Origin of the sequence: Hydrogenophaga sp. YM1 (genome assembly GCF_016903055.1) — a bacterium.
Lineage (GTDB): Bacteria > Pseudomonadota > Gammaproteobacteria > Burkholderiales > Burkholderiaceae_C > Hydrogenophaga > Hydrogenophaga borbori.
Window position 1 is genome coordinate 839,846 of sequence record NZ_CP070223.1, and the last position, 20,776, is coordinate 860,621.

General features: G+C 70.3%; 23 protein-coding genes. 3 read left to right on the plus strand and 20 right to left on the minus strand.

Annotated features, from left to right (window positions below; translation table 11 throughout):
• Positions 1–43: 43 nt before the first annotated feature.
• The 4 genes from JNX00_RS04110 to JNX00_RS04125 form a co-directional block, all read right to left on the minus strand.
• Positions 44–976: a CheR family methyltransferase gene (locus JNX00_RS04110; RefSeq protein WP_083293360.1), complete on the minus strand. Its 933-nt coding sequence runs from the start codon at positions 974–976 to the stop codon at positions 44–46.
• Between the two features lie 2 nt (positions 977–978).
• Complete coding sequence (locus JNX00_RS04115; protein ID WP_204744171.1) at positions 979–3,090, minus strand: chemotaxis protein CheW; 2,112 nt, start codon at positions 3,088–3,090, stop codon at positions 979–981.
• A gap of 111 nt (positions 3,091–3,201) precedes the next feature.
• Positions 3,202–3,564 carry a response regulator gene (locus JNX00_RS04120; protein ID WP_070401129.1) on the minus strand — a complete coding sequence of 121 codons (363 nt, stop codon included), beginning with the start codon at positions 3,562–3,564 and terminating at the stop codon, positions 3,202–3,204.
• A 47-nt stretch (positions 3,565–3,611) separates the two neighbouring features.
• Positions 3,612–4,055, minus strand: a complete 444-nt coding sequence (locus tag JNX00_RS04125; protein WP_070401130.1) for a hypothetical protein — start codon at positions 4,053–4,055, stop codon at positions 3,612–3,614.
• Positions 4,056–4,220: 165 nt separating this feature from the next.
• Between JNX00_RS04125 and JNX00_RS04130 the strand changes: the two genes are divergently transcribed.
• Genes JNX00_RS04130 through JNX00_RS04140 form a run of 3 tightly spaced genes read left to right on the plus strand, consistent with a single transcriptional unit; the run spans position 4,221 to position 6,419 of the window.
• Positions 4,221–5,375 carry an ATP-binding protein gene (locus JNX00_RS04130; protein ID WP_070401131.1) on the plus strand — a complete coding sequence of 385 codons (1,155 nt, stop codon included), beginning with the start codon at positions 4,221–4,223 and terminating at the stop codon, positions 5,373–5,375.
• Complete coding sequence (locus JNX00_RS04135; RefSeq protein WP_070401132.1) at positions 5,353–5,982, plus strand: response regulator transcription factor; 630 nt, start codon at positions 5,353–5,355, stop codon at positions 5,980–5,982. The genes JNX00_RS04130 and JNX00_RS04135 overlap by 23 nt, the downstream gene beginning before the upstream one ends.
• The gene (locus JNX00_RS04140) at positions 5,979–6,419 is read left to right on the plus strand and encodes a hypothetical protein (RefSeq protein ID WP_070401133.1); all 441 of its coding nucleotides are present in this window, start codon (positions 5,979–5,981) and stop codon (positions 6,417–6,419) included. Before JNX00_RS04135 ends, JNX00_RS04140 begins: the two co-directional genes overlap by 4 nt.
• Before the next feature lie 15 nt (positions 6,420–6,434).
• Here JNX00_RS04140 and JNX00_RS04145 read toward each other — a convergent pair whose 3' ends face one another.
• The 16 genes from JNX00_RS04145 to fliF all read right to left on the minus strand — a co-directional run bounded on the left by JNX00_RS04145 (position 6,435) and on the right by fliF (position 20,619).
• The gene (locus tag JNX00_RS04145; RefSeq protein WP_204744173.1) at positions 6,435–7,832 is read right to left on the minus strand and encodes an MATE family efflux transporter; all 1,398 of its coding nucleotides are present in this window, start codon (positions 7,830–7,832) and stop codon (positions 6,435–6,437) included.
• A 2-nt stretch (positions 7,833–7,834) separates the two neighbouring features.
• On the minus strand, positions 7,835–8,533 hold the full coding sequence (locus JNX00_RS04150) for an SDR family oxidoreductase (RefSeq protein ID WP_204744175.1): 699 nt from the start codon (positions 8,531–8,533) through the stop codon (positions 7,835–7,837).
• 77 nt (positions 8,534–8,610) lie between these two features.
• Positions 8,611–9,222: a TetR/AcrR family transcriptional regulator gene (locus JNX00_RS04155; protein WP_204744177.1), complete on the minus strand. Its 612-nt coding sequence runs from the start codon at positions 9,220–9,222 to the stop codon at positions 8,611–8,613.
• 105 nt (positions 9,223–9,327) lie between these two features.
• Positions 9,328–10,092, minus strand: coding sequence for a flagellar biosynthetic protein FliR (gene fliR, locus JNX00_RS04160; protein WP_070401137.1), 765 nt, complete (start codon positions 10,090–10,092; stop codon positions 9,328–9,330).
• A 107-nt stretch (positions 10,093–10,199) separates the two neighbouring features.
• The gene (gene fliQ / locus JNX00_RS04165) at positions 10,200–10,469 is read right to left on the minus strand and encodes a flagellar biosynthesis protein FliQ (RefSeq protein ID WP_070401138.1); all 270 of its coding nucleotides are present in this window, start codon (positions 10,467–10,469) and stop codon (positions 10,200–10,202) included.
• Between the two features lie 8 nt (positions 10,470–10,477).
• Positions 10,478–11,254 carry a flagellar type III secretion system pore protein FliP gene (gene fliP / locus JNX00_RS04170; protein WP_070401139.1) on the minus strand — a complete coding sequence of 259 codons (777 nt, stop codon included), beginning with the start codon at positions 11,252–11,254 and terminating at the stop codon, positions 10,478–10,480.
• 1 nt (position 11,255) lies between these two features.
• Positions 11,256–11,627, minus strand: a complete 372-nt coding sequence (locus JNX00_RS04175) for a flagellar biosynthetic protein FliO (protein WP_204744178.1) — start codon at positions 11,625–11,627, stop codon at positions 11,256–11,258.
• 117 nt (positions 11,628–11,744) lie between these two features.
• Positions 11,745–12,164, minus strand: a complete 420-nt coding sequence (gene fliN, locus JNX00_RS04180) for a flagellar motor switch protein FliN (RefSeq protein WP_070401141.1) — start codon at positions 12,162–12,164, stop codon at positions 11,745–11,747.
• 19 nt (positions 12,165–12,183) lie between these two features.
• Positions 12,184–13,188 (minus strand): flagellar motor switch protein FliM, encoded by a 1,005-nt coding sequence (fliM, locus tag JNX00_RS04185; RefSeq protein WP_070401142.1) that lies wholly within the window; start codon positions 13,186–13,188, stop codon positions 12,184–12,186.
• An 18-nt stretch (positions 13,189–13,206) separates the two neighbouring features.
• Positions 13,207–13,764, minus strand: coding sequence for a flagellar basal body-associated FliL family protein (locus tag JNX00_RS04190; protein ID WP_204744179.1), 558 nt, complete (start codon positions 13,762–13,764; stop codon positions 13,207–13,209).
• Positions 13,765–13,890: 126 nt separating this feature from the next.
• Positions 13,891–15,171 (minus strand): flagellar hook-length control protein FliK, encoded by a 1,281-nt coding sequence (locus JNX00_RS04195; protein WP_204744180.1) that lies wholly within the window; start codon positions 15,169–15,171, stop codon positions 13,891–13,893.
• Positions 15,168–15,647 (minus strand): flagellar export protein FliJ, encoded by a 480-nt coding sequence (gene fliJ, locus JNX00_RS04200; RefSeq protein WP_070401145.1) that lies wholly within the window; start codon positions 15,645–15,647, stop codon positions 15,168–15,170. Before fliJ ends, JNX00_RS04195 begins: the two co-directional genes overlap by 4 nt.
• A 58-nt stretch (positions 15,648–15,705) precedes the next feature.
• Complete coding sequence (gene fliI, locus JNX00_RS04205) at positions 15,706–17,151, minus strand: flagellar protein export ATPase FliI (protein ID WP_239478315.1); 1,446 nt, start codon at positions 17,149–17,151, stop codon at positions 15,706–15,708.
• Positions 17,152–17,204: 53 nt separating this feature from the next.
• On the minus strand, positions 17,205–17,909 hold the full coding sequence (locus JNX00_RS04210) for a flagellar assembly protein FliH (protein WP_070401147.1): 705 nt from the start codon (positions 17,907–17,909) through the stop codon (positions 17,205–17,207).
• A gap of 7 nt (positions 17,910–17,916) precedes the next feature.
• On the minus strand, positions 17,917–18,915 hold the full coding sequence (gene fliG, locus JNX00_RS04215; protein ID WP_070401148.1) for a flagellar motor switch protein FliG: 999 nt from the start codon (positions 18,913–18,915) through the stop codon (positions 17,917–17,919).
• A 15-nt stretch (positions 18,916–18,930) separates the two neighbouring features.
• Positions 18,931–20,619, minus strand: coding sequence for a flagellar basal-body MS-ring/collar protein FliF (fliF, locus tag JNX00_RS04220; protein ID WP_204744182.1), 1,689 nt, complete (start codon positions 20,617–20,619; stop codon positions 18,931–18,933).
• Positions 20,620–20,776 lie beyond the last annotated feature (157 nt).

Here is a 20,776-nt window from a genome sequence, read left to right on the forward strand (position 1 = left end):
CGTGACCAGGCCGGCGGCGCCCGCCGCGTTGGACCGGGCAGGGCTATAGGCGCTCATAGACGGTCTTGCCGCGCAGGGCGAACAGGTGGCGCGCGTCGCTGAAGTTCTCGGCGTGGCCCACGAACAGGGTGCCGCCCGGGCGCATCACGCGGTGGATGCGCTCGAGCACGGCGCGCTGCGTGGGCGCGTCGAAGTAGATCATCACGTTGCGGCAGAACACCACGTCGAAGGTCTCGCGCAGCGGCAGCTCGTGGATCAGGTTGACCGGCTGGAAACTCAGGTGCTTCTGCAGCTCGGGCTTGACGCGCATGTACCCAGCGTTGGCGCCCTTGCCGCGCAGGAAGAAGCGCTGCAGCCGCTCGGCCGACAGGCCCTTGTTGCCATCGGTCTTGTAGACGCCGCGCTGCGCGGCGGCGAGCACCTTGGTGTCGATGTCGCTGTTGACGATCTCGTACTGGCCGTTGGCGCCCAGCGACTCGGCGCAGGTCATGGCGATGGAGTAGGGCTCCTCGCCGGTGGAGGCGGCCGCGCACCAGATGCGCCAGGCGTGCGTGGGCTTGGCGCGCAGCAGCTGGGCCAGGGCGTCGAAATGGTGCGACTCGCGGAAGAAGGCCGTGAGGTTGGTGGTCAGGGCGTTGATGAACTCCTGCCACTCGGCGCCGTCGTGGCGCTCGAGCCAATCGATGTAGTCCTTGAAGCTGGCGTGCCCGGTCTCGCGCAGGCGGCGCGAGACGCGGCTGTAGACCATGGCGTGCTTGCCGTCGTGCAGGCTGATCCCGGCCTTCTTGTAGATCAGCGCCTTGATGCGCGCGAAGTCGGCGTCGGACCAGACGAACTCGCGGCCTTCGGCGACGGGGCCTTCCTCGGTCGCGACGAGCGCCGAGGCCGAGCCGGGGAACACCGCGGAGCCGGCTTTGCCGGGCCGCAGGTGTTGCCCCCCTGGGGGGGTGGCGCGCAGCGACGCGGTGGGGTACATGTTCAATGCCTGGAGCGGCGAACCAGGGACGAGGTGTCCAGGATCAGCGCCACCTTGCCATCGCCCAGGATGGTGGCGCCCGAGACGTTGGGCACCTTGCGGTAGTTGCTCTCCAGGTTCTTGATCACCACCTGCTGCTGGCCGAGCAGCTCGTCGACCATCAGGGAGACGCGCTGGCCCTCAGCCTCGACCACCACCATGATGGGGCTCGCGGCGTTGTGCTCGAAGCGCGGCACCGAGAAGATCTGCTCGAGCTCGACCACCGGCATGTACTCCTCGCGCACCTTCACCACGCGGGCGTTCTGCCCCATGGTGTTGATGTCGGTCGGCTTGATCTGGAAGGACTCGATCACGCTGGCCAGCGGCAGGATGTAGACCTCGTCGCTCACGCGCACCGACATGCCGTCCATGATGGCCAGCGTGAGCGGCAGGCGCACCGAAACGCGCATGCCATAGCCCTCGGCCGAGTCGATCTCGACCGTGCCGCCGAGGGCGGTGATGTTCTTCTTGACCACGTCCATGCCGACGCCGCGGCCCGACACGTCGGTGACCTGGTCGGCGGTGGAGAAGCCCGGCGCGAAGATGAGGTTCCAGACCTCGGGATCGCTCAGCGAATCGGGCGCGTCGATGCCCTTCTCGCGGGCCTTGGTCAGCAGCTTCTCGCGCGACAGGCCCTTGCCGTCGTCGCGCACCTCGATGAGGATGCTGCCGCCCTGGTGCGTGGCCGACAGGGTGATGGTGCCGGTTTCGCTCTTGCCCTTGGCGCGGCGCTCCTCGGGCATTTCGATGCCGTGGTCGCAGCTGTTGCGGATCAGGTGCGTCAGCGGGTCGGTGATCTTCTCCACCAGGCCCTTGTCGAGTTCGGTGGACTCGCCCTGCGTCACCAGCTCGACCTTCTTGCCCAGCTTGGAGGCGAGGTCGCGCAGCATGCGCGGGAAGCGGTTGAAGACCACCGACATGGGAATCATGCGGATCGACATCACGGCTTCCTGCAGGTCGCGCGTGTTGCGGTCCAGGTCGGCCAGGCCCGCCAGCAGGGGGTTGTTGGCGTTGTTGTTGTCCAGTTCGCGGCTCTTCTGCGCCAGCATGGCCTGGGTGATGACGAGCTCGCCCACCAGGTTGATGAGCTGGTCGACCTTGCTCACCGACACGCGCAGGGTGCTCGACTCGAGGCCGGCGCCGCCCGCGGCGGCGGGGGCGGCCGCGCTGGCCCGGGCCTCGGCGGCGCGCGTGTCGCGGGCCGCGGCGGCGCTGGCGTGCGCGCTGGGCGCGCCGGGCAGGCCGGGCGAGCCCTCAAAGAAGCCGTAGTCCTTGCCCTCGGTGGCCGGGGGCATGGGCACCTTGCCGTGCACCACGTCGCCGGCCGGGTGGATCTGGATCTGCTCCTTGCTCACGTGGAAGGTGAACAGGTCCAGCAGTTCGTTGTCGCTGGCCGCGGTGCGGGCGCGGAACACGCGCTTGCCGGGCTGGTCGCAGGGCATGGCCGAGACCGTGCCCAGGCCGGGGATGTCGCGGAAAAGCTCGGCGATGCCGTCGGCCTGCGCGGGGTTGTCGATCGGGCCGATGTGGATGTCGATCTCGCGCTCGGCCTTGGACGCGGGGGTGGCGGCCACCGGCGCGGGGGCCGGCGCGGGCGCTGCGACCACGGGGGCTGGCGCGGCCACGGGCGCTGGCGCGGTGGCGGCGGGCGCGTCCTGGCCCTGGGCCAGGGCGTAGATGCGCGCCACCAGGTTGCCGGTGTCGGGCGGGCTGCCCACGCCCTGGTGGGCGCCCAGCTGGCCGCGCAGCGCGTCGCTGGATTCGAGCAGCACGTCCACCATGGCGGTCGTGGGCTGCAGTTCGTGGCGGCGCAGCTTGTCCAGCAGCGACTCGGCCTGGTGCGTGAGTTCGGCCACGTCGGCGAAGCCGAAGGTGGCCGCGCCGCCCTTGATGGAGTGGGCGCAGCGGAAGATGGCGTTGAGTTCCTCGTCCTGCGCGGCGTTCACGTCCAGCGCGAGCAGCATCTGCTCCATCTGATCGAGGTTCTCGCCCGCTTCCTCAAAGAAGATTTGATAGAACTGGCTGAGGTCGATGTCGTTGCCGAGGTGTTGGCCCTCGTTCATCATGTCGCCCATTTCACTTCTCCTGCAGGGGTGTTCTTTGGCCAGAGGTCCCACGGAACCGGCTTGGCCGGGCCGTTGGTGCCGCCCCCTTGAGGGGGTCGCGCGAAGCGCGGCGGGGGTGTTTCATCGAATCACTTTGTTGATGACTTCGATGAGGCGGCCGGGATCGAAGGGCTTGACCAGCCAGCCGGTGGCGCCCGCGGCGCGGCCGGCCTGCTTCATGGCGTCGCTGGACTCCGTGGTCAGCACCAGGATCGGCGTGTTCTTGAATTTGGGGTGCTCGCGCAGCTTGCGCGTCAGGCCCAGGCCGTCCAGCTTGGGCATGTTCTGGTCGGTCAGCACCAGGTCAACGCTGTGGTTCTGCGCCTTTTCCCAGGCGTCCTGGCCGTCCACCGCTTCCACCACGTGAAAGCCGGCACCCGTCAGGGTGAAGGACACCATTTTTCGCATGGATGCCGAGTCGTCGACGGCAAGGATCGATCGCATGGGAGTTTCTCCGTTCTTCGGGTGTTATCGGCGGCGCGCGGGCGTTCTTAAAAGAGCTCCACCGAACCCGCGTCCATCTCGCCCTGTGTCACGGGGCTGGGGCGTTCGGGCATGGGGTCGAGGTCCAGGGGCACCTCGTCCTCCTCGGGCGCCATGGCCTGCTCGGCCAGGCGCCAGGCGCAGCCCTTGAGCATGCGGCCGGTGTGCGCCAGCAGCTGGGTGGCCATGTCGTGGAACTGCAGCTCGGTCACCGCCTGGTGCAGGCTGTGGCGAATGCGGGTGAGCTCCTCGCCCAGAACGCCCTCCAGGGCTTCCAGGTCGCGGTTGGCGTTGCCGAAGCGCTCCAGCAGGTTGCCGGTGGCGTGGTCCAGCAGGCCTTCCAGGCGCTGCAGATCGGTCATGGCGATGAGCAGCGAGTCCTGCAGATCGGCCACCAGCGCCACGGGCAGCGTGACCGAAGGCGGGGTCGGCGGCGAAGCGGGGGTCTCCATGGGGGGCAGGGGGAAGGTGGTACGGATACGGGGTATTACAATTTTCGGCAGCCGCCTCCTGGGGTATCGACCGAATACGGCCTGGAATTCAGCCCTTTTGGCCGTCTCCGTCGACCTCCAGGCGCTTCTAATCCCTTCTTCGCCAGGCGACACAGAGCACCTCCCATGACCGGTACCGGTGAAGCGACAGCGAGCCACCCGCGACCGGTGCGCATCCTCCACCTGGAGGACTCCCGCGTGGACCACGCGCTGGTGAAGTTCGCGCTGCAGCGCAGCCAGCTCGCCAACGACATCACGCTGGTGGACACGCTGGAGGATTTCCGCCGCGAGGTGCAATCGGGCCAGCACGACATCGTGCTCGCCGACTACCACCTGCCCGGCTTCACCGGCCTGGACGCCTGGGACGTGGTCTGCAAGCTGGGCATCCAGGTGCCTTTCGTCATCCTCTCCGGCGCGATCGGCGAGACCGCCGCCGTGGACGCCATGCACCGTGGCGTGAGCGACTACCTGCTCAAGGACAGCATGCACCGCCTGGCGCACGTGGTGAAGCGCGCGCTGGAGATCAGCGACGCGCGCAAGGCCAAGGCGCGCGCCGACGCCGAGCTGGCCGAGTCGCGCCAGCGCCTGGCCGAATTGGCCGAGCACCTGCAGACCAGCATCGAGCAGGAGCGCGCGGATATCGCGCGCGAAATCCACGACGACATCGGTGGCGCGCTGGCCGCGATCAAGCTGGATCTGGCCTGGGTGGGCCGGCGCGCCAGCGACGCCGACATGCAGCGCCACGTGAACACCGCGCTGGACATGGTGCAGCACGCCCTGGGGGCGAGCCAGCGCATCATGATGAACCTGCGCCCGCCCATCCTGGACCAGGGCCTGGTGGCCGCGGTGGTCTGGCTGGCCGCGGGCTTCGAGCGGCGCACCGGCCTGCGCGTGCACGTGCGCCGCACGGCCGAGCGCATCGAAGTGCCGCGCGACGTGCAGCTCGTGGCCTACCGCACCGCGCAGGAGGCCATGACCAACGTGGCCAAGCACGCCGCTGGCGCGACCCACGTGGAAATCGATCTCAACGACGGAGAGGGCGTGCTCACGCTGGAGGTGAGCGACAACGGCCCTGGCATGGACAGCGGCGCGCTGCGCAAGGCCAAGTCCTTTGGCCTGCTGGGCCTGCGCGAGCGCGCGGCCAAGGTGGGTGGCTGGCTGGACGTCAGCGCCTCGCCGCGTGGCACCTCGGTCATTCTCTCGGTACCGCTGCCGTCGGGCGACACATTGCCGCCGCCGATGGAGCACAAGGAAGCCCATGATCAAGGTGATTTTGTGTGACGACCACGCCGTGGTGCGCCGCGGCATCCGCGACACCATCAGCGAAGCGGTCGACATCCAGGTCGTCGGCGAAGCCGGCAGCTACCCCGAACTGCGCGACCTCATGCGCAGGACGCCCTGCGACGTGCTGGTGCTGGACCTGAACATGCCCGGCCGCGGCGGCCTGGAGGTGCTGGGCGCGCTCAAGGAAGAGGGCTCGCCGGTGAAGGTGCTGGTGGTCTCGATGTACCCCGAGGACCAGTACGCCATCCGCTGCCTGCGCGCGGGCGCGCGCGGCTACGTCAACAAGGCCGGCGACCCGGCCGAGCTGGTCGGCGCCATCCGCGTGGTGCAGCAGGGCCGCAAGTACGTCACGCCCGAGGTGGCGCAGATGCTGGTGGACACGCTCAGCGCGCCCGAGACCGAGGAGCTGCACGCCAGCCTGTCCGAACGCGAGCTGCAGACCCTGCAGAAGATCGCCTCGGGCAAGAAGCTCAGCGACATCGCCGAGGAGCTGATGCTCAGCCCCAAGACCGTGAGCGTGTACCGCGCGCGGGTGCTGGAGAAGCTGCACCTGTCGAACAACGCCGAGCTCACGGTGTACGCGATCCGCAACGGGCTGGTATGAGCGGCGGGACGACGCGCCGGGCGGCGCTGGTGGGCCTGGGCGCCGCGCTGCTCGCCGCCTGCGGCAAGGGCGACCCGCAGGCCCGGCTGGAGGCCGCCGCCAAGGCCCTGCAGGCCGCCATCGAGGCGCGCCACACCGGCGACGTGATGGACCTGCTCGACGAGCATTTCCAAGGCAGCGGCAACCTGGATCGCGACGGCACGCGCCGGCTGCTGACCGCCACCTTCCTGCGCTACCAGAACATCCAGGTGATGGCGATGTCGAGCCGCCACCGCGTGGACCCGCAGACACCCACGCTGGGCGTGAGCGAAGCGCAGGTGCTGGTCACCGGCGCGCAGGGCCTGGTGCCCGAGCGCGCCGAGCCCTACAAGGTGCGGCTGGAGTGGCGCCTGGTGGGCGGGGACTGGAAGCTGGCGGACCTGCGCTGGGACGATTGACGATGTGGACGGCCCTCAGCGCGAACGGCCCGGCGTGGACCAGTCGCTGCGGTGCGTGGCGATGGCCAGCGTCAGGCCCATGAGCAGCAGGCTCAGGCCCACCACCGTGTACAGCGCCTGCGGCTGATCGCCGGCCAGGCGCGTCGCCAACCAGCCACCCGCCGCCACCACCACCAGCCGCGCCGCGCTGGCCACCAGTGGCCAGGTGAGCCGCCCCGCGCCCTGCGACGCGAAGAACAGCGCCAGACCCAGGCCGAAAAAGCCGTAGACCCCGCCCACGATGCGCAGGTAGCTCGCGCCCGCTGCCTGCACGGCCGCATCCCGGGTGAACGCCGCCATCCACAGGTACGGCCACAGCGCGGCGACCAGTCCGATCGCGCCCGTGATCGCCCAGACCAGTGCGGCACCCGTCCAGGTGATGCGCTTGGCGCGCGCCGCCTGCTGCGCGCCAAGGTTGGTGGCCACCATGGCGGTGAGCGCGCCGCCGATGCCGAAGGCGATGGGCACCAAGATGTACTCCAACCGCGCGGCGATGCCGTAGCCCGCCACGGCCAGGCCGCCGAAGCCCGCCACGTAGGCCGTGGCCAAGGCAATCGAGCCGTTGCTCAGGATCGGGTTGATGGCGGAGGGCAGGGCGAGGCGAAGGATCTCGCGCGCGTCGTCGCGCCGCAGCCGCCAGCCCACGCCCAGCGGCCTGGCCGGCGCGCCCCGGCGCGACAGCCAGGCCAGCAGGGCCAGCGCCGACACCGCGCTGCAGGTGACGGTGCTGGTCGCCGCGCCGGCCACGCCCAAGGGCGGCAGGGGGCCGAGGCCAAACACCAGTTGTGGCGCCAGCAGCAGGTGCATCACCGTGGTGGCGATGAGTGCCAACGCGGCCGCGCCCATCTGCCCGGTGCCGCGCGCCACGCCGGCCAGCACGTTGACCGTCCAGACCGCTGAGGCGCCCCCGAACAGCACCCCGGCGTAGCGGGTGGCCTGATCCAGCGCCGAGCCGCGCGCGCCCATGGCACCGTACAGCAGTGGCGACGCGGCGATGAGGGTGAACAGCAGCGAGGCGATCAGCCCCAGCACCAGCGCGTGCCAGGCCAGGCGCGCGGCGCGCGCGTCGTCGCCCGCCCCGGCCGCGCGCGCCACCACGGCCGTGGCGCTGCCACCCAGGCCGCCGGCCGACATGTGCAGCATCAGCATGGCCAGCGGCAGCACCACCGCCACGCCGGCCAGCGCGTCGGCGCCCAGGCGGCCCACGATGTAGCCGTCGAAGCCGATGACGATGGTGTTGGCGAACAGGCCCAGCACGTTGGGCGTGGCCAGTCGCATCAAGGTGGGCAGCACGGGACCGTGCAGCATGCGCTGGCGGGTGTCGGCGGCGCTGGAAGGGGCGTTGGCCTTGGCGGTGGTGGTGGCGGCGTTCATGCTCAGGCGTGCAAATAGGCCGCTGTGGCGCTGGCGAGCGACTGTTTCACTTGGCGAGTCATGTCGTCGGCCAGCACCTCGGGCAGGCCGGCCTGCAGGCCATCGAAGGCGGCGCGCACGATCGCCTGCGGCGTGGACTTGGGCGCGTCGATGCCCTGCGTGAGGCTGGTGTCGACGAAGCCCATGTGCAGTGCCGTCACCTGTGTGCCCTGTTGCAGCAGCTCGTGCCGCAGGCCGTTGGTGAGCGCCCAGGCCGCCGACTTGGTGGCGCCGTAGGTGCCCAACAGCGGACGATTGATCCAGCTCGCGATCGACAGCACGTTGAGCATGGCGCCGCCGCCATTGGCCGCGAGCACCGGCGCGAAAGCCAGGGCCATGCGCTGCATACCGAAGACGTTCACCTCGAGTTGGCGCCGCAAGGCCTCGAGCGCGTCGGGCAGCAGGAAGCCGCCGAGCTCGGCGACGCCCGCGTTGTTGATGAGCAGGGTCACGTCACCGCAGTCGCGCGCGGCGCGAAGAACCTGCTCGGGGCGGGTCACGTCCAGTTCGATGGGCGTGACGCCGTCGAGCGTCACATGCTGGGGTTGGCGGCTGGCGGCGTAAACGCGCTTCGCGCCGCGCGCCAGGGCTTCGCGTGCGAAGGCCAGGCCAATGCCACGGTTGGCGCCGGTGATGAAGACGACAGCGTTTTCTATCTGCACAAAGGACTCCTGAAGAATATGATGACCGTCATATTTGCGGCCGTTGAGGAACGCGCGCCGAAGGCGCGCGATGGGGGTCAGTGTGTGGTGTCGGGTGGTGTGTTGGTGTTGTCCGGCGCGAACTGTTCCAGCAGGAAGCGCCGGCTGGCCGCGAGGTGGCGGCGGCCCTTCGCGTTGTCGCCGAGCGTGCGGGCGATTTGCAGAGCGCCCACCAATTGCGACGCGATCACACCGGCCGTCTCGCTCGCCTGCGCGGGCGCCAGCGTGGCGGCCACGGTGCGGGTCAAGGCCTCGATGCGCGCTGCGGCGGCCTCGCGCACGGGGTCGGGCTGGCGCGGCATTTCAGAGGCCAGCGCGGCCACCGGGCAACCACTCTCCGGGGAACGCAGGTGGCGGTCGGCGAGGTAGTTGTCGACCAGGGCCTGGAACCGGCTGCCGCCCTTGGCTTCGCCCGCGTCCAGCGCGCGGCGCAACCGGACCTGGCTGTCCTCTCCCGCGCGTTCCAGCGCTTCGGCCAGCAGCGCCTCGCGCGAGGCGAAGTGCGCGTAGAAGCCGCCGTGCGTGAGTCCCGCGCGCTTCATGATGTCGGCCACGCCCACGCCCTGGAAGCCGCTGGCGCGCAGCACGCCGGCGGCGGTGTCCAGGATTCGTTCGTGCGTGGCCTGCTTGCGGCTGGTGGGGTTGTCCATGGCGGGGACGGTGAGGTTGGAAGCGCGAGTCTATTCAAATATGATAACCATCATATTTGAGGGGGCATGGGCACGAATCATGGCCCGCGCAGGCCCGCCAATGGATCAGCCCATGAACAGCGCCGTCGCCAGCCGCAGCAGCGCGGCCACCGGCGTGTCCAGCATGGGCAGGGTGAAGGCGATGCCGATCAGGCCGGCCGACAGCGTGATCGGGAAGCCGATGGCGAAGGCGTTCATCTGCGGCGCGATGCGCGAGACGAAGCCCAGCACGGTGTTGATGAACAGCAGCATGCCGATCAGCGGCAACGCGATCCACAGGCCGTAGCGGAAGACCACGGCGCCCAGCTCGTGCAGGCGCATGGTGTTCACCGCGTCCAGCGCGCCGCCGCCCACGGGAAAGGTGCCGAAGCTGGAGACCACGGCCTGCAGCAGCATGAGGTGGCCACCCATCACCACGAACAGCAGCATCGTGGTGTTGCCGAAGAAGCGGCCCACGGTACTGCTCTGGCTGCCGGTGCTGGGGTCGAAGAAGCCGGCGAAGTTCAGGCCCATCTGCAGGCCGATGAGTTCGCCCGCCAGTTCCACCGCCGCGAACACGATGCGCACCGCCAGGCCCATGGCCAGGCCGATCAGCACCTGCTGCACCACGGTTTCGAAGGCGCGCGCGTCGGTCAGCGCCACCACCGGCTGCTCGGGCAGCGCGGCCTGCGCGCAGAAGGCGATGAGGAAGGCCAGGGCCACGCGCGTGCGCACCGGCACCGAGCGCGAGGAGAAGATGGGCGCGCTGCTGAAAACGGCCAGGATGCGCAGGAACGGCCAGAACACCGGCGAGACCCAGGCCATGATCTGTGCTTCAGTGAAAGTGATCATGGATGAGCGAGCACGCGCAAGCCAGGGGCACCGGGGAACCGGCTTTGCCGGGCCTCAGGTGCCGCCCCCTCGAGGGAGACGCGCAGAGCGCGGCGGGGGTGCTTCACTTACACGGCGTATTGGGGAATGGACAGGATCGTGGTGCGGATGAACTCGACCATGGTGGTCAGCATCCAGGGCCCCGCGATGGCGAATACCGCGATCGCGGCGATCAGCTTGGGCACGAAGGACAGGGTCTGTTCGTGGATCTGGGTGATGGCCTGGAACAGGCTGATCACCAGGCCCACGCCCAGCACCGTGGCCAGCACGGGCGCGGCCACCGCGAGCAGCAGGAAGAGGGCGTTCTGGCCAAGCGTGAGGGCGGCTTGCGGTTCCATGGTGTTCCCTACTGGGCGAATGAGGCGGCCAAGGAGCCGATGAGGATGTTCCAGCCGTCCGCGAGCACGAACAGCATGAGCTTGAAGGGCAGCGCCACCAGCACGGGCGACAGCATCATCATCCCCAAGGACATGAGCACGCTGGCCACCACCATGTCGATGACCAGGAAGGGGATGAAGATCATGAAGCCGATCTGGAAGGCGGTCTTCAACTCGCTCGTGACGAAGGCCGGCACCAGCACGCGAAAGGGCGCGTTCTCGGCCGTCACGCCCTCGGGCAGGCGGGCCAGGTTGGCGAACAGTTCGAAGTCGGACTGGCGCGTCTGCTTGAGCATGAAGGCGCGCATGGGCTGTTCGCCGCGCTGCAGCGCCTCCTCGAAGCTGATCTGGTTGCGCGAATAGGGGCCGTAGGCGTTGCTGTAGACCTGGTCCAGCGTGGGGCCCATGACGAACAGCGTGAGAAAGAGCGACAGGCCCACGATCACCTGGTTGGGCGGGGCCGACTGCGTGCCCAGGGCCTGGCGCAGCAGCGAGAGCACGATGACGATGCGGGTGAAACCCGTCATCAGCAGCAGCACCGCCGGCAGGAAGGACAGCGCGGTGAAGAACAGCAGGGTCTGGATCGGCACCGAGTAGCTGGCGCCGCCCGCGCCCTGGCCTACCACCAGGGGCAGCGACGGGCCTTGCGGCGTGGCCACGGGCGCGTTCTGCGCCCAGGCGCCGATGGACAGCAGCATCAGGGCCAGCAGCAGCGCGAGCGCGCGCAGCCAGACCAGCCGGGGCATTTCAGCGCGGCGCATCGCCCGGGCCTTTCACGAGTTGCTGCGCCAGGCGTGCGGCGAAACCACCGGCCAGCGGTGCCGCCGGCGCCGACGGGGCGGCGGTGTCGGCCGGCATCGCCATTTCGTGCAGGGCGTTGACGCTGCCCGGCGCGACGCCGAGCACCAGGCAGGTGGCGGACTCGCCCTGGCCCACCTGCAGCGTGACCAAACGCTGCTGCGGACCGAGCGAGACGCTGCCCAGCACCTTGAGGACGGGGCCGCTTTGCCCGGGCACGCCCGGCAGGCCGGGCAAGCGCCCGCGCGCCCACTTCAATGCCCAGGCGATGCCCACCATCAGGGCGAGCAGGACCAAGGCGGGCCAAGCGTTTTGCCACATAGCTTCAATTCCTTGAGAGCGCCGACCCGCCACCCAGGGCCACCGCGGGACCGGCTTTGCCGGACCGCTGGTGGCGTCCCCCCTGGGGGGGAAGGCGCCGAAGGCGACGCAGAGGGGTCACGTTCTGCTCAGGCGCTTCATGCGCTCCGAGGGCGTCACGATGTCGGTGAGCCGGATGCCGAACTTGTCGTTCACCACCACCACCTCGCCCTGGGCGATCAGGTAGCCGTTGACCAGCACGTCCATGGGTTCGCCGGCGAGCGCGTCGAGCTCCACGATGGAGCCCTGCGCGAGCTGCAGGATGTACTTGATGGGCACGCGCGTGCGCCCCAATTCCACCGAGAGCTGGACGGGGATGTCCAGCACCATCTGGATGTCTTGCGCGCCGCCCGCGCCCATGGCGGTCTTGACCGGCGTGGCCTCGGCGTCGAAGGCCGGTGCGCCCTCGTCGGCGACGGTGGCGGCCTGCTCTTCGAGCGCCTGAGCCCATTCGTCGGCGATGGCGTCCTGGTTGGGTGCGTTGGTATCGGTTGACATGGTTTCTCCTGAACGCCGGTCACATCTCGGGGGACGACCCCAGCCAGTTCATGTCCCTGCCGCGCAGGTTGCGTTCCACGCGCAGCGCGTACTTGCCCTTGTGCGTGCCGTACTGGCACTCGAACACGGGCACGCCGTCGACGTGGGTGGTGATGGTGGGGTTGCGGTCGAGTTCGATGAAGTCACCGATCTGCATGGCCAGCAGCTGCTCCACGGTGGCCTCGGTCTTGGCCAGCTCGGCCACCATGGTCACCTCGGCGGCCTGGATTTCGTGGCTCAGCAGCTTGACCCAACGGCGGTCGACCTCGATGGCATCGCCCTGCACGCTGGAATAGAGCACGTCGCGGATCGGCTCCAGCGTGGCGTAGGGAATGCAGATGTGCAGCGAGCCGGTGATGTCGCCGATCTCCAGCGTGAAGCTGGTGGAGACCACGATCTCGCTTGGCGTGGCGATGGTGGCGAACTGCGGCTGCATCTCCGAGCGCTGGTAGGCCAGCTCGATCGGGTAGACGCCGCGCCAGGCCTTCTTGTATTCCTCGGCCACCACGTCCACCAGCCGGTTGATGACGCGCTGCTCGGTGGGCGAGAAGTCTCGGCCCTCGATGCGGGTGTGGAACTTGCCGGTGCCGCCGAACAGGCTGTCGATCACACCGAACAGCAGCGTGGGCTCGCACACCACCAGGCCGTTGCCGCGCAGCGGCCGCACGGCCATGATGTTGAAGTTGGTGGGCACCACCAGCTCGCGCAGGAAGGCGCTGTACTTCTGCACCTGCACGCCGCCGACGGAGATCTCGGGGCTGCGGCGGATGAAGTTGAACATGCCCACGCGCAGGTTGCGCGAGAAGCGCTCGTTGACGATCTCCATGGTGGGCATGCGCCCACGCACGATGCGTTCCTGGCTGGAGAGGTTGTAGTTGCGAACGCCGCCTTCCGGCACCTCTTCCTTGGCGAGCTTCTGGCTTTCACCGGTCACGCCCTCCAGCAGGGCATCGACCTCTTCCTGTGACAGAAACGATTCGGACATGGTCTGATCGCTCCGCGCTTACTGCACGATGAAGCTGGAGAACAGCACGGCCTGCACGGGGCTGGCCGGGCCGCGTTTCTTCTTGCCCTCGTCCTCGGCCTTGGGCGCGGGATAGCCCATCACCTCGGAGACGGCGGCGATGATGTCGTTGCCGAGCCGGCTCTTGCCTTCGGCGCTGAGCACGTCCTCGGCGGTGCGCTTGGACAGGATCACCAGGATGCGGCTGCGGATGCTGGGCATGAAGGCCTTCACGGCGTCGCCCGTGTGGGCGTCCTGCAGCTGCAGCGTGAGACCGATCTGGATGTAGCGGTTGCCGCCGGGGTCGGCCAGGTTGACCACCATGTTGTCCAGCGGCAGGAAGGTGGGGGCCGATTTCGGGTCCACCGGCTTGTGCGCGGGGGCTTCCTCGTCCAGGCCCTCGTCCTCGGCGGTGTTCTTCTTGAGGATGAACAGCGCGGCGCCCGCGCCCGCGATGCCCAGCACGACCACGCCGATCAGGGCGAACAGCAGCTTCTTGCCCTTCTTCTTGGGGGCGGCTTCGGCCGGTTGGGCGGCGGCGGTGGCAGCGGCGGACATGGCTCTCCTTCGTCGGTTGCCGCGGGCTCAAAGGCGCGCGGCTTGAGAAGGATTGTGGGAGGGCCCCCCCCACGCCGTTCGCTCGATAAGCGCGGAAAAACCGGTTCTTTCCCGCGCCCCGGGGGCTCAGATGAAGAGGTCCAGGCCCGGGCCGTTGGCGCCCGGCGCGGCCGGACGCGGGGGGGCGGCCTCGGCCGGGCCGGCGTCGGCGCGCTCGGCGCGCGGCGCGGGGGCCGGCGGAGTGGGGCCGTCGCGGCGGGCATCGCCCTGGCCCTGGTCGCCGACGGAAACCTGGCCCAGCGTGAGGCCGCCCTGCTGCAGGAGGTCGCCCAGCGCGGTCTGGGCGTGCTCGCGCAGCAGGCCGCGCGCGGCGGCGTCGTCGGTGCGGAAGTCCAGCCGCACCTCGTCGCCGCGCACGGCGAGCTGGATGTCGATGGCGTTCTGGGCGTCCTCGCCCACGCGCAGGCTGGCGTGGCGCATGGCGCCCGCGCCCCAGTGCTGCACCTCCACCGCCTCGGCGTCGGCCGCTGCGGCGTAGGGGTCTTGGGCGCTGTTCGGGTCGGTGCCGGCCTCGTGCCGCGCGTGGCCGCCGTCGGCGGTGGCGTCACCACCCAGGCCGCTGTCGGCCGCCGTGGCGCCGGCGGTGGCCGTCGGGCCGGCGGACGCTTCGCCAGTGGCGCGGACGCCGCCCGTGGGCGAGGCGCCGGGCAGGGCGGGCTCGTCGCCGTCGGCCGCGCGCCCGGCCAGGGCCGCGAGCGCACCGGTGGGTGTGGCGGTGGGCGAGGTGGCCTGGAAGCGCGCGTCCAGCGCGACCGTGCTGCGCACGGGCCAGGCGGCGCCGGCGCCGGATTCGGTGGGCGTGGCCGCGCGGCTCCAGCGCAGGGCGGGGGTGTCGGCGCCGCCGGCCGGCTGGCCCGCGGCGGTCGCCAGGGCGGTGGCCGCGCCGGGCGCCGAGGCCCGCGCGGCGGCGGGCTGCCAGGGGGCGGCCACCTGGCGGCCCGGCGCGCTGCCGTTGGCCAGGGGCAGGCCCTCGGCGGGCGCGCCACCCAGGCGATCGGCGCGCGTATCCAGGCCGCGCGTCTCGCCGGCCAGCGAACCGTCGCCGGCCAGCGGCGCGGGCGCCAGTTCGTGCGGCGCGGTCCAGGCCATGAGTGCGGCCAGGGGGTTGTCGCTGTCGGCAGGGTCTTCGGCCAGCGGGTCCTCGCCCGGCGCGCCGGCGGCGGTGGCGGTGGCCGTGCCCAGGGGGTCCAGCGGCGCGGCGTCCGGCGACAGCAGGGCCAGCAGGCTGGAGAACAGGTCGGTCGGCTGCTGGGGCCCGTGCGCCGCGCGCGCGGCGTGGCTGGGCGGCTGGCTGTGCGCCGCCTGCGACGCGGGCGGGTGGGGGTTGCTGGGCGCGGTCGTGGTCATGCGGAGAAGCTCTGGAACGTGCTGTCGGATTCGGCGCGGCGGCGGTGGGCGTTGAGCGCCATCTCGTCGGTCTGTTTCTGTTCGCGGCGCATCAGGCGCTGCTGGATCGCTTCCTGCTGACGCGCGACGTACTGGCGCAGCGTGGCGAGCTCGCGCTCGGCCTCGTGCACCTGCTGCTGGACCTGGTCGATCTGGCGCTGCTTCTGCCCGAGCACGCCGGTCTGGAAGTCCATCGCGTGCTCGACCTTGGCCATGAACTGGCGGTGGTGCATGAGCCAGGCGGCGTCCACGCCGCTGGCGCAGCGGGCCTGCCAGCGCTGCTGCGCCTCGGCGGCGTAGGCGGTGAGCTGGTCCATCTGCTCCTGCGCGGCCTGGTGCTCGCGGCGCGCCGCCGACAGCGCGGCGAGCGCCTCGTCGCGCTTGCGCTCGGCGAGTTCGATGACCTTGTCCAATGTCTCCAAGCCCTGTGCGGTCATTCTTTAACCTTCGCGCGGCGCGCCGCGGTGCGAGCGCCTGCCGGCGGCCGTGCGGCGCTCATGGGTTGCCCTCATACGGGTTGTGGTGGGGCCGCGCGCCGCGCGCGGCGTTGCCCGCCGTGGCGTCGCGCGCCGGTTTGTCTTCCTGCAGCGCGGTCTGCAGGCCGCGCACGCTCTCGCCCATGGGGGCGGCCTCGCGCATGTCCTGCATCAGGAAGCGCTGCAGCCCGGGGTAGAGCACGATGGCGCGGTCCGTCTCGGGGTCGCTGCCGGCCACGTAGGCGCCGAGCTGGATCAGGTCGCGGCTTTTCTGGTAGCGCGAGTAGTTCGCACGGAACTTGCGCGCCAGCTCCAGGTGGCTGGGCGGCGCCACGTTGTGCATCACGCGCGAGGCCGAGGCCTCGACGTCGATGGCGGGGTAGTGGCCCGACTCGGCCAGCGCGCGCGACAGCACGATGTGGCCGTCCAGGATGGCGCGCGCCGCGTCGGCGATCGGGTCCTGCTGGTCGTCGCCCTCGGACAGCACGGTGTAGAAGGCGGTGATGGAGCCGCGGCCGTTCAGGCCGTTGCCGCTGCGCTCCACCAGCTGCGGCAGCTTGGCGAAGCACGAGGGCGGGTAGCCCTTGGTGGCCGGTGGCTCGCCGATGGCCAGCGCGATCTCGCGCTGCGCCATGGCGTAGCGGGTGAGCGAATCCATCAGCAGCAGCACGTGCAGGCCGTCGTCGCGGAAGCGTTCGGCGATGGCGGTGGCGTAGCTGGCGCCCTGCATGCGCACCAGTGGCGGCGCGTCGGCCGGGGCGGCCACCACCACCGAGCGGCGGCGGCCTTCCGGGCCCAGGATGTCCTCGATGAATTCCTTCACCTCGCGGCCGCGTTCGCCGATCAGGCCGACCACGATCACGTCGGCCTTGGTGTAGCGGGCCATCATGCCCAGCAGCACGCTCTTGCCCACGCCGGAGCCGGCGAACAGGCCCAGGCGCTGACCGCGGCCCACGGTGAGCAGGGCATTGATGGCGCGCACGCCGGTGTCCAGCGGCTCGCGCACCGGGTCGCGGTCCATGGCGTTGAGCGGCGCGCGCTCCAGCGGCGAGACGCTCACCCCGCGCAGCGGGCCCTGGTGGTCCAGCGGCTCGCCGTGCGCGTCCACCACGCGGCCCAGCAGGCCGGCGCCCATGGGCAGGCTGAGCACGCTGCGGTCGTTGGGCGAGGGCGGCGGGTTGTCCTGGCCCAGGCGCGGCACGGTTCGGTAGGGCGGCAGCGGCGTCACGCTGGCGCCGCTGGCCAGGCCGTGCACGTCGCCGGCGGGCATGAGGAAGGCGCGGTCCTTGGAGAAGCCCACCACCTCGGCCAGCACGGGCTGCTTGTGGCCGTTGTCGATCAGGCACTGCGCGCCCACGGGCACGCGCAGGCCCACGGCCTCGAGCACCAGGCCGGCGAGCTTGGTCAGCGTGCCGCGCACCTCCAGCGGCGTGGGCGCCTGCGCGCTGGCGCGCAGGTCGTCCATGAAGTGGCCCCAGCGGCTCGGCGTTTCGTCGAAAGTGCTGTCGGTCATGCGGGTCAGACGTCGGTGTCGGCGGGGTCGAAGGGGGCGCTTAGGCCCAGGTTGCCGATGGCGCGCAGCCAGCGCTTCTCGACCGTGGCGTCCACCGAGTTGGTGCGCGACTCGAGCACGCAGCCGCCCGGGGTGATGCCGGGATCGGGCACCAGCTCGGGCCGGGGCTCGCCCAGGGTTTCGAGCAGCGCGCCTTTCATGAGCGCCAGGTCGGCTGGGTTCATGCGGATGGTGGCGGGCAGGCCGTCGTCGATGAGCTGGGACATGGCCTCGCTCACCACGCCCTGCAGCTGCGCCGGGTTCTGCACCAGCTCGCGGCGCACCACCTGGCGCGCCAGGTCGCAGGCGATCTCCAGGATATGGCGCGAGATCTCGTGCTCGCTGTGTTTGAGGTGCTCGCGCGTGGTGCGCAGCAGCTGGGCCATGCGCACCGCGGTTTCCTCGGCGGTGCGGCGCATGCTGGCCTCCATGGCGTCGCGCACCGACTGCGCGCCGGCGTCGTGGCCGTGGCGAAAGCCCTCGGCGTAGGCCTGCTCGCGCGCCTCGGCGAGGCGCTCGTCGGGCGGCGTGGTCTCGGCCGCGCCGTCGCTGGGCAGGGCGGGGCGCTGGTCGCTGCCGTCCACGGCGGCGAACTGCCAGGCGGCCACGCCGTCGATCTCCTCGCGCGGGATGAAGCGCGAGTACGGGTCGTTCTTGGGGCGTTGGTTCATGGGGCGCTCAGACGAAAGCCTCTTCCTCGCCGCCGCCGCCGATCACGATCTGGCCTTCGTCGGAGAGGCGGCGAACGATCTTGAGGATCTCCTTCTGCTGCGCCTCCACCTCGGACAGGCGGATCGGGCCGCGGGCTTCGAGGTCCTCGCGCAGCGCCTCGGCCGCGCGGCTGGACATGTTGGACAGCACCAGCTCGCGCAGCTCGGCGGTCGCGCCCTTGAGCGCCACGATGAGCTGGTCGGTGGCCACTTCCTTGAGGATGAGCTGCACGGCCTTGCCGTCGAGTTTGAGCAGGTCCTCGAAGGTGAACATCTTGTCCATGATTTTCTGGGCCAGCTCGGGGTCGAAGTCGCGGATCGACTCGATCACCGAGCTCTCGATCTGCGTGCCCATCATGTTGATGATCTCGGCCGCGGTCTTCACGCCACCCATGGAGGTCTTGCGGATCTTGTCGCCGCCGGCCAGCACCTTGTAGAGCACCTCGTTGAGGTCCTTCAGCGCCGTCGGCTGGATGCCCTCGAGCGTGGCGATGCGCAGCATCACCTCGTTGCGCGTGCGCTCGGTGAAGTTCTTCAGCACGGCGGCGGTCTGGTCGGCCTCCAGGTGCACCAGGATGGCGGCCACGATCTGCGGGTGTTCGTTGCGCAGCAGCTCGGCGATGGACAGCGGGTCCATCCACTTCAGGCTCTCGATGCCGGAGACGTCGCCGCCCTGCAGAATGCGGTCGATCAGCAGCGCGGCCTTGTCGTCGCCCAGGGCGCGCTTGAGCACCGCGCGCACGTAGTTGTCGGTGTCGCTCACCAGCAGGCTCTGCGACGAGGCGGTGGTGGTGAAGCGCTGCATCACCTGGTCCACGCGCTCGTGCGAAACGGCGCGCGTGCGCGCGATGGTCTCGCCCAGCTTCTGCACCTCTTTCGGGCTGAGGTGCTTGAACACCTCGGCCGCTTCCTCTTCGCCGAGCGACATGAGGAAGATGGCGGCGTCCTGCAGTCCGGTGTCGTCCATGCTCTGCTCCCTGCCTCAGTTCGGCGCTTCGCCGTTGACCCAGCCCTTGACGATGTTGGCCACCGCCGCCGGGTTCTCCAGCGCCAGCCGCTTGGCGTCGGCGATGCGGCGTTTCTCGGGCGTTTCCTCGTCCGGCGTCGGCATCGGCAGGCCGGGGCGCTCGGGCATTTCGTTGAGCACGGCGTTGAGCGGCTGCACCTCGGTGATGCGCGGCGGCGGCGCCTTCATGAGCTTGAGCGCCGGGCGCACCATGCCCATCAGCACGATCAGGCCCAGGCCGACCATGCCGAGCGGGAACGCCAGGCTGCGCGCCAGTTCGATCTTGTCGGCCTGCTGCCAGAAAGGCAGGGCCTCGGGCTCGGCGGCCACCACCTCGTTGAAGGCGGCGTTCATCAGGTTCACCGAGTCGCCCCGGGCCTGGTTGAAGCCGATGGTCTCGCGCACCAGGGCGGTCATCTGCTCGATCTGCTGGGCCGGGATGGGGGCGCTGACGGGCTTGCCGTTCTTGTCCAGCGTGGTCTTGTGGTTCACCACCACGGCCGCGCTCAGGCGCTTGATGCTGCCGCTGGACTCGCGCACGGTGCGCACGGTGCGGTCGACCTCGTAGTTGATGACGGATTCGCGGCGCGTGGAGCCACCCTGGCCGGCGTTGGCCTGGCCCTGCGGCGTCACGCCCACCGGCGCGGCCTGGCCGTTGATGGGCGCGCTGCTGGGCGCCGGCGGCTGGTTGCTCACCGCGCCGGGCACGCCGGCGGGCTGGGCGCTGCCGGGGCGGCCGTCTTCGATGGTCTGCTGGCTGCGCACCGCGCTGGGCTCGTTGCCCTGGTTCGGCCGGTGCTGCTCCGAGGTCATCTCGGCCTGGGAGAAGTCGATGTCGGCGCTCACCTGCGCCTTCACGTTGCCCACGCCCACCAGGGGTTCGAGCATGTCCAGGATGCGGCGGGTGTAGAGCTGTTCGAGCTGCTGCGCGTACTGCAGTTTCTGCACGTCGGCGCCGGTGGCGTTCTGGCCGTCGGGCGGGTTGGACAGCAGGTTGCCCTGGTCGTCGACCACGCTCACGGCCTTGGGGTTCATCTCGGGCACGCTGCTGGCCACCAGGTGCACGATGCCGGCGACCTGCGCGCGGTCCAGCGTGCGGCCGGGGTGCAGGGTCAGCAGCACCGAGGCGCTGGGCTTTTGCTGTTCGCGAAAGAAGCCGTTCTGGTTGGGCAGGGCCAGGTGCACGCGCGCGGCCTGCACCGAGGCCAGCGACTGGATGGAGCGGGTCAGCTCGCCTTCCAGGCCGCGCTGGAAGCTCAGCCGCTCCTGGAACTGCGTCATGCCGAAGCGGTTGTTCTCCATCAGCTCGAAGCCGGTGACCGAGCCCTTGGGCAGGCCTTGGGAAGCCAGGCGCAGCCGGGTGTCGTGCACTTTGTCGGCCGGCACCATGATGGCGCCGCCACCGTCCGAGTACTTGTAGGGCACGTTCATCTGGGCCAGCTGGGCCACGATGGCGCCGCCGTCCTTGTCGCCCAAGTTGGCGTAGAGCACGCGCCAATCGGGCTGGCGGCCCATGAAGAAGAAGGCCAGGGCGATGGCCAGCAGCGCCAGGGCGCCCAGGCCGAGCTTGATCTTCTGCGCGTTGTCCATGCGCGCCAGGCCTTCGGCCAGGGCGTTGGCGCGCACGGGCTGGGCATTCACTTCGGCGACGGCGGTGGTGCTCATGGGCGGGATGGCTCGCAAGGGGGCACGAGGGCCCCGGATGCGGATGAGTATCCCGGGGGGGGCCGGCGGGCATTGCCGGAAAAAGGCGCCGTAATGGGCCTTTATTTCCCGCGCGCCGTGCCGAGGGGGTGGGATTTGTGACCGCGCCGGGGTGCCC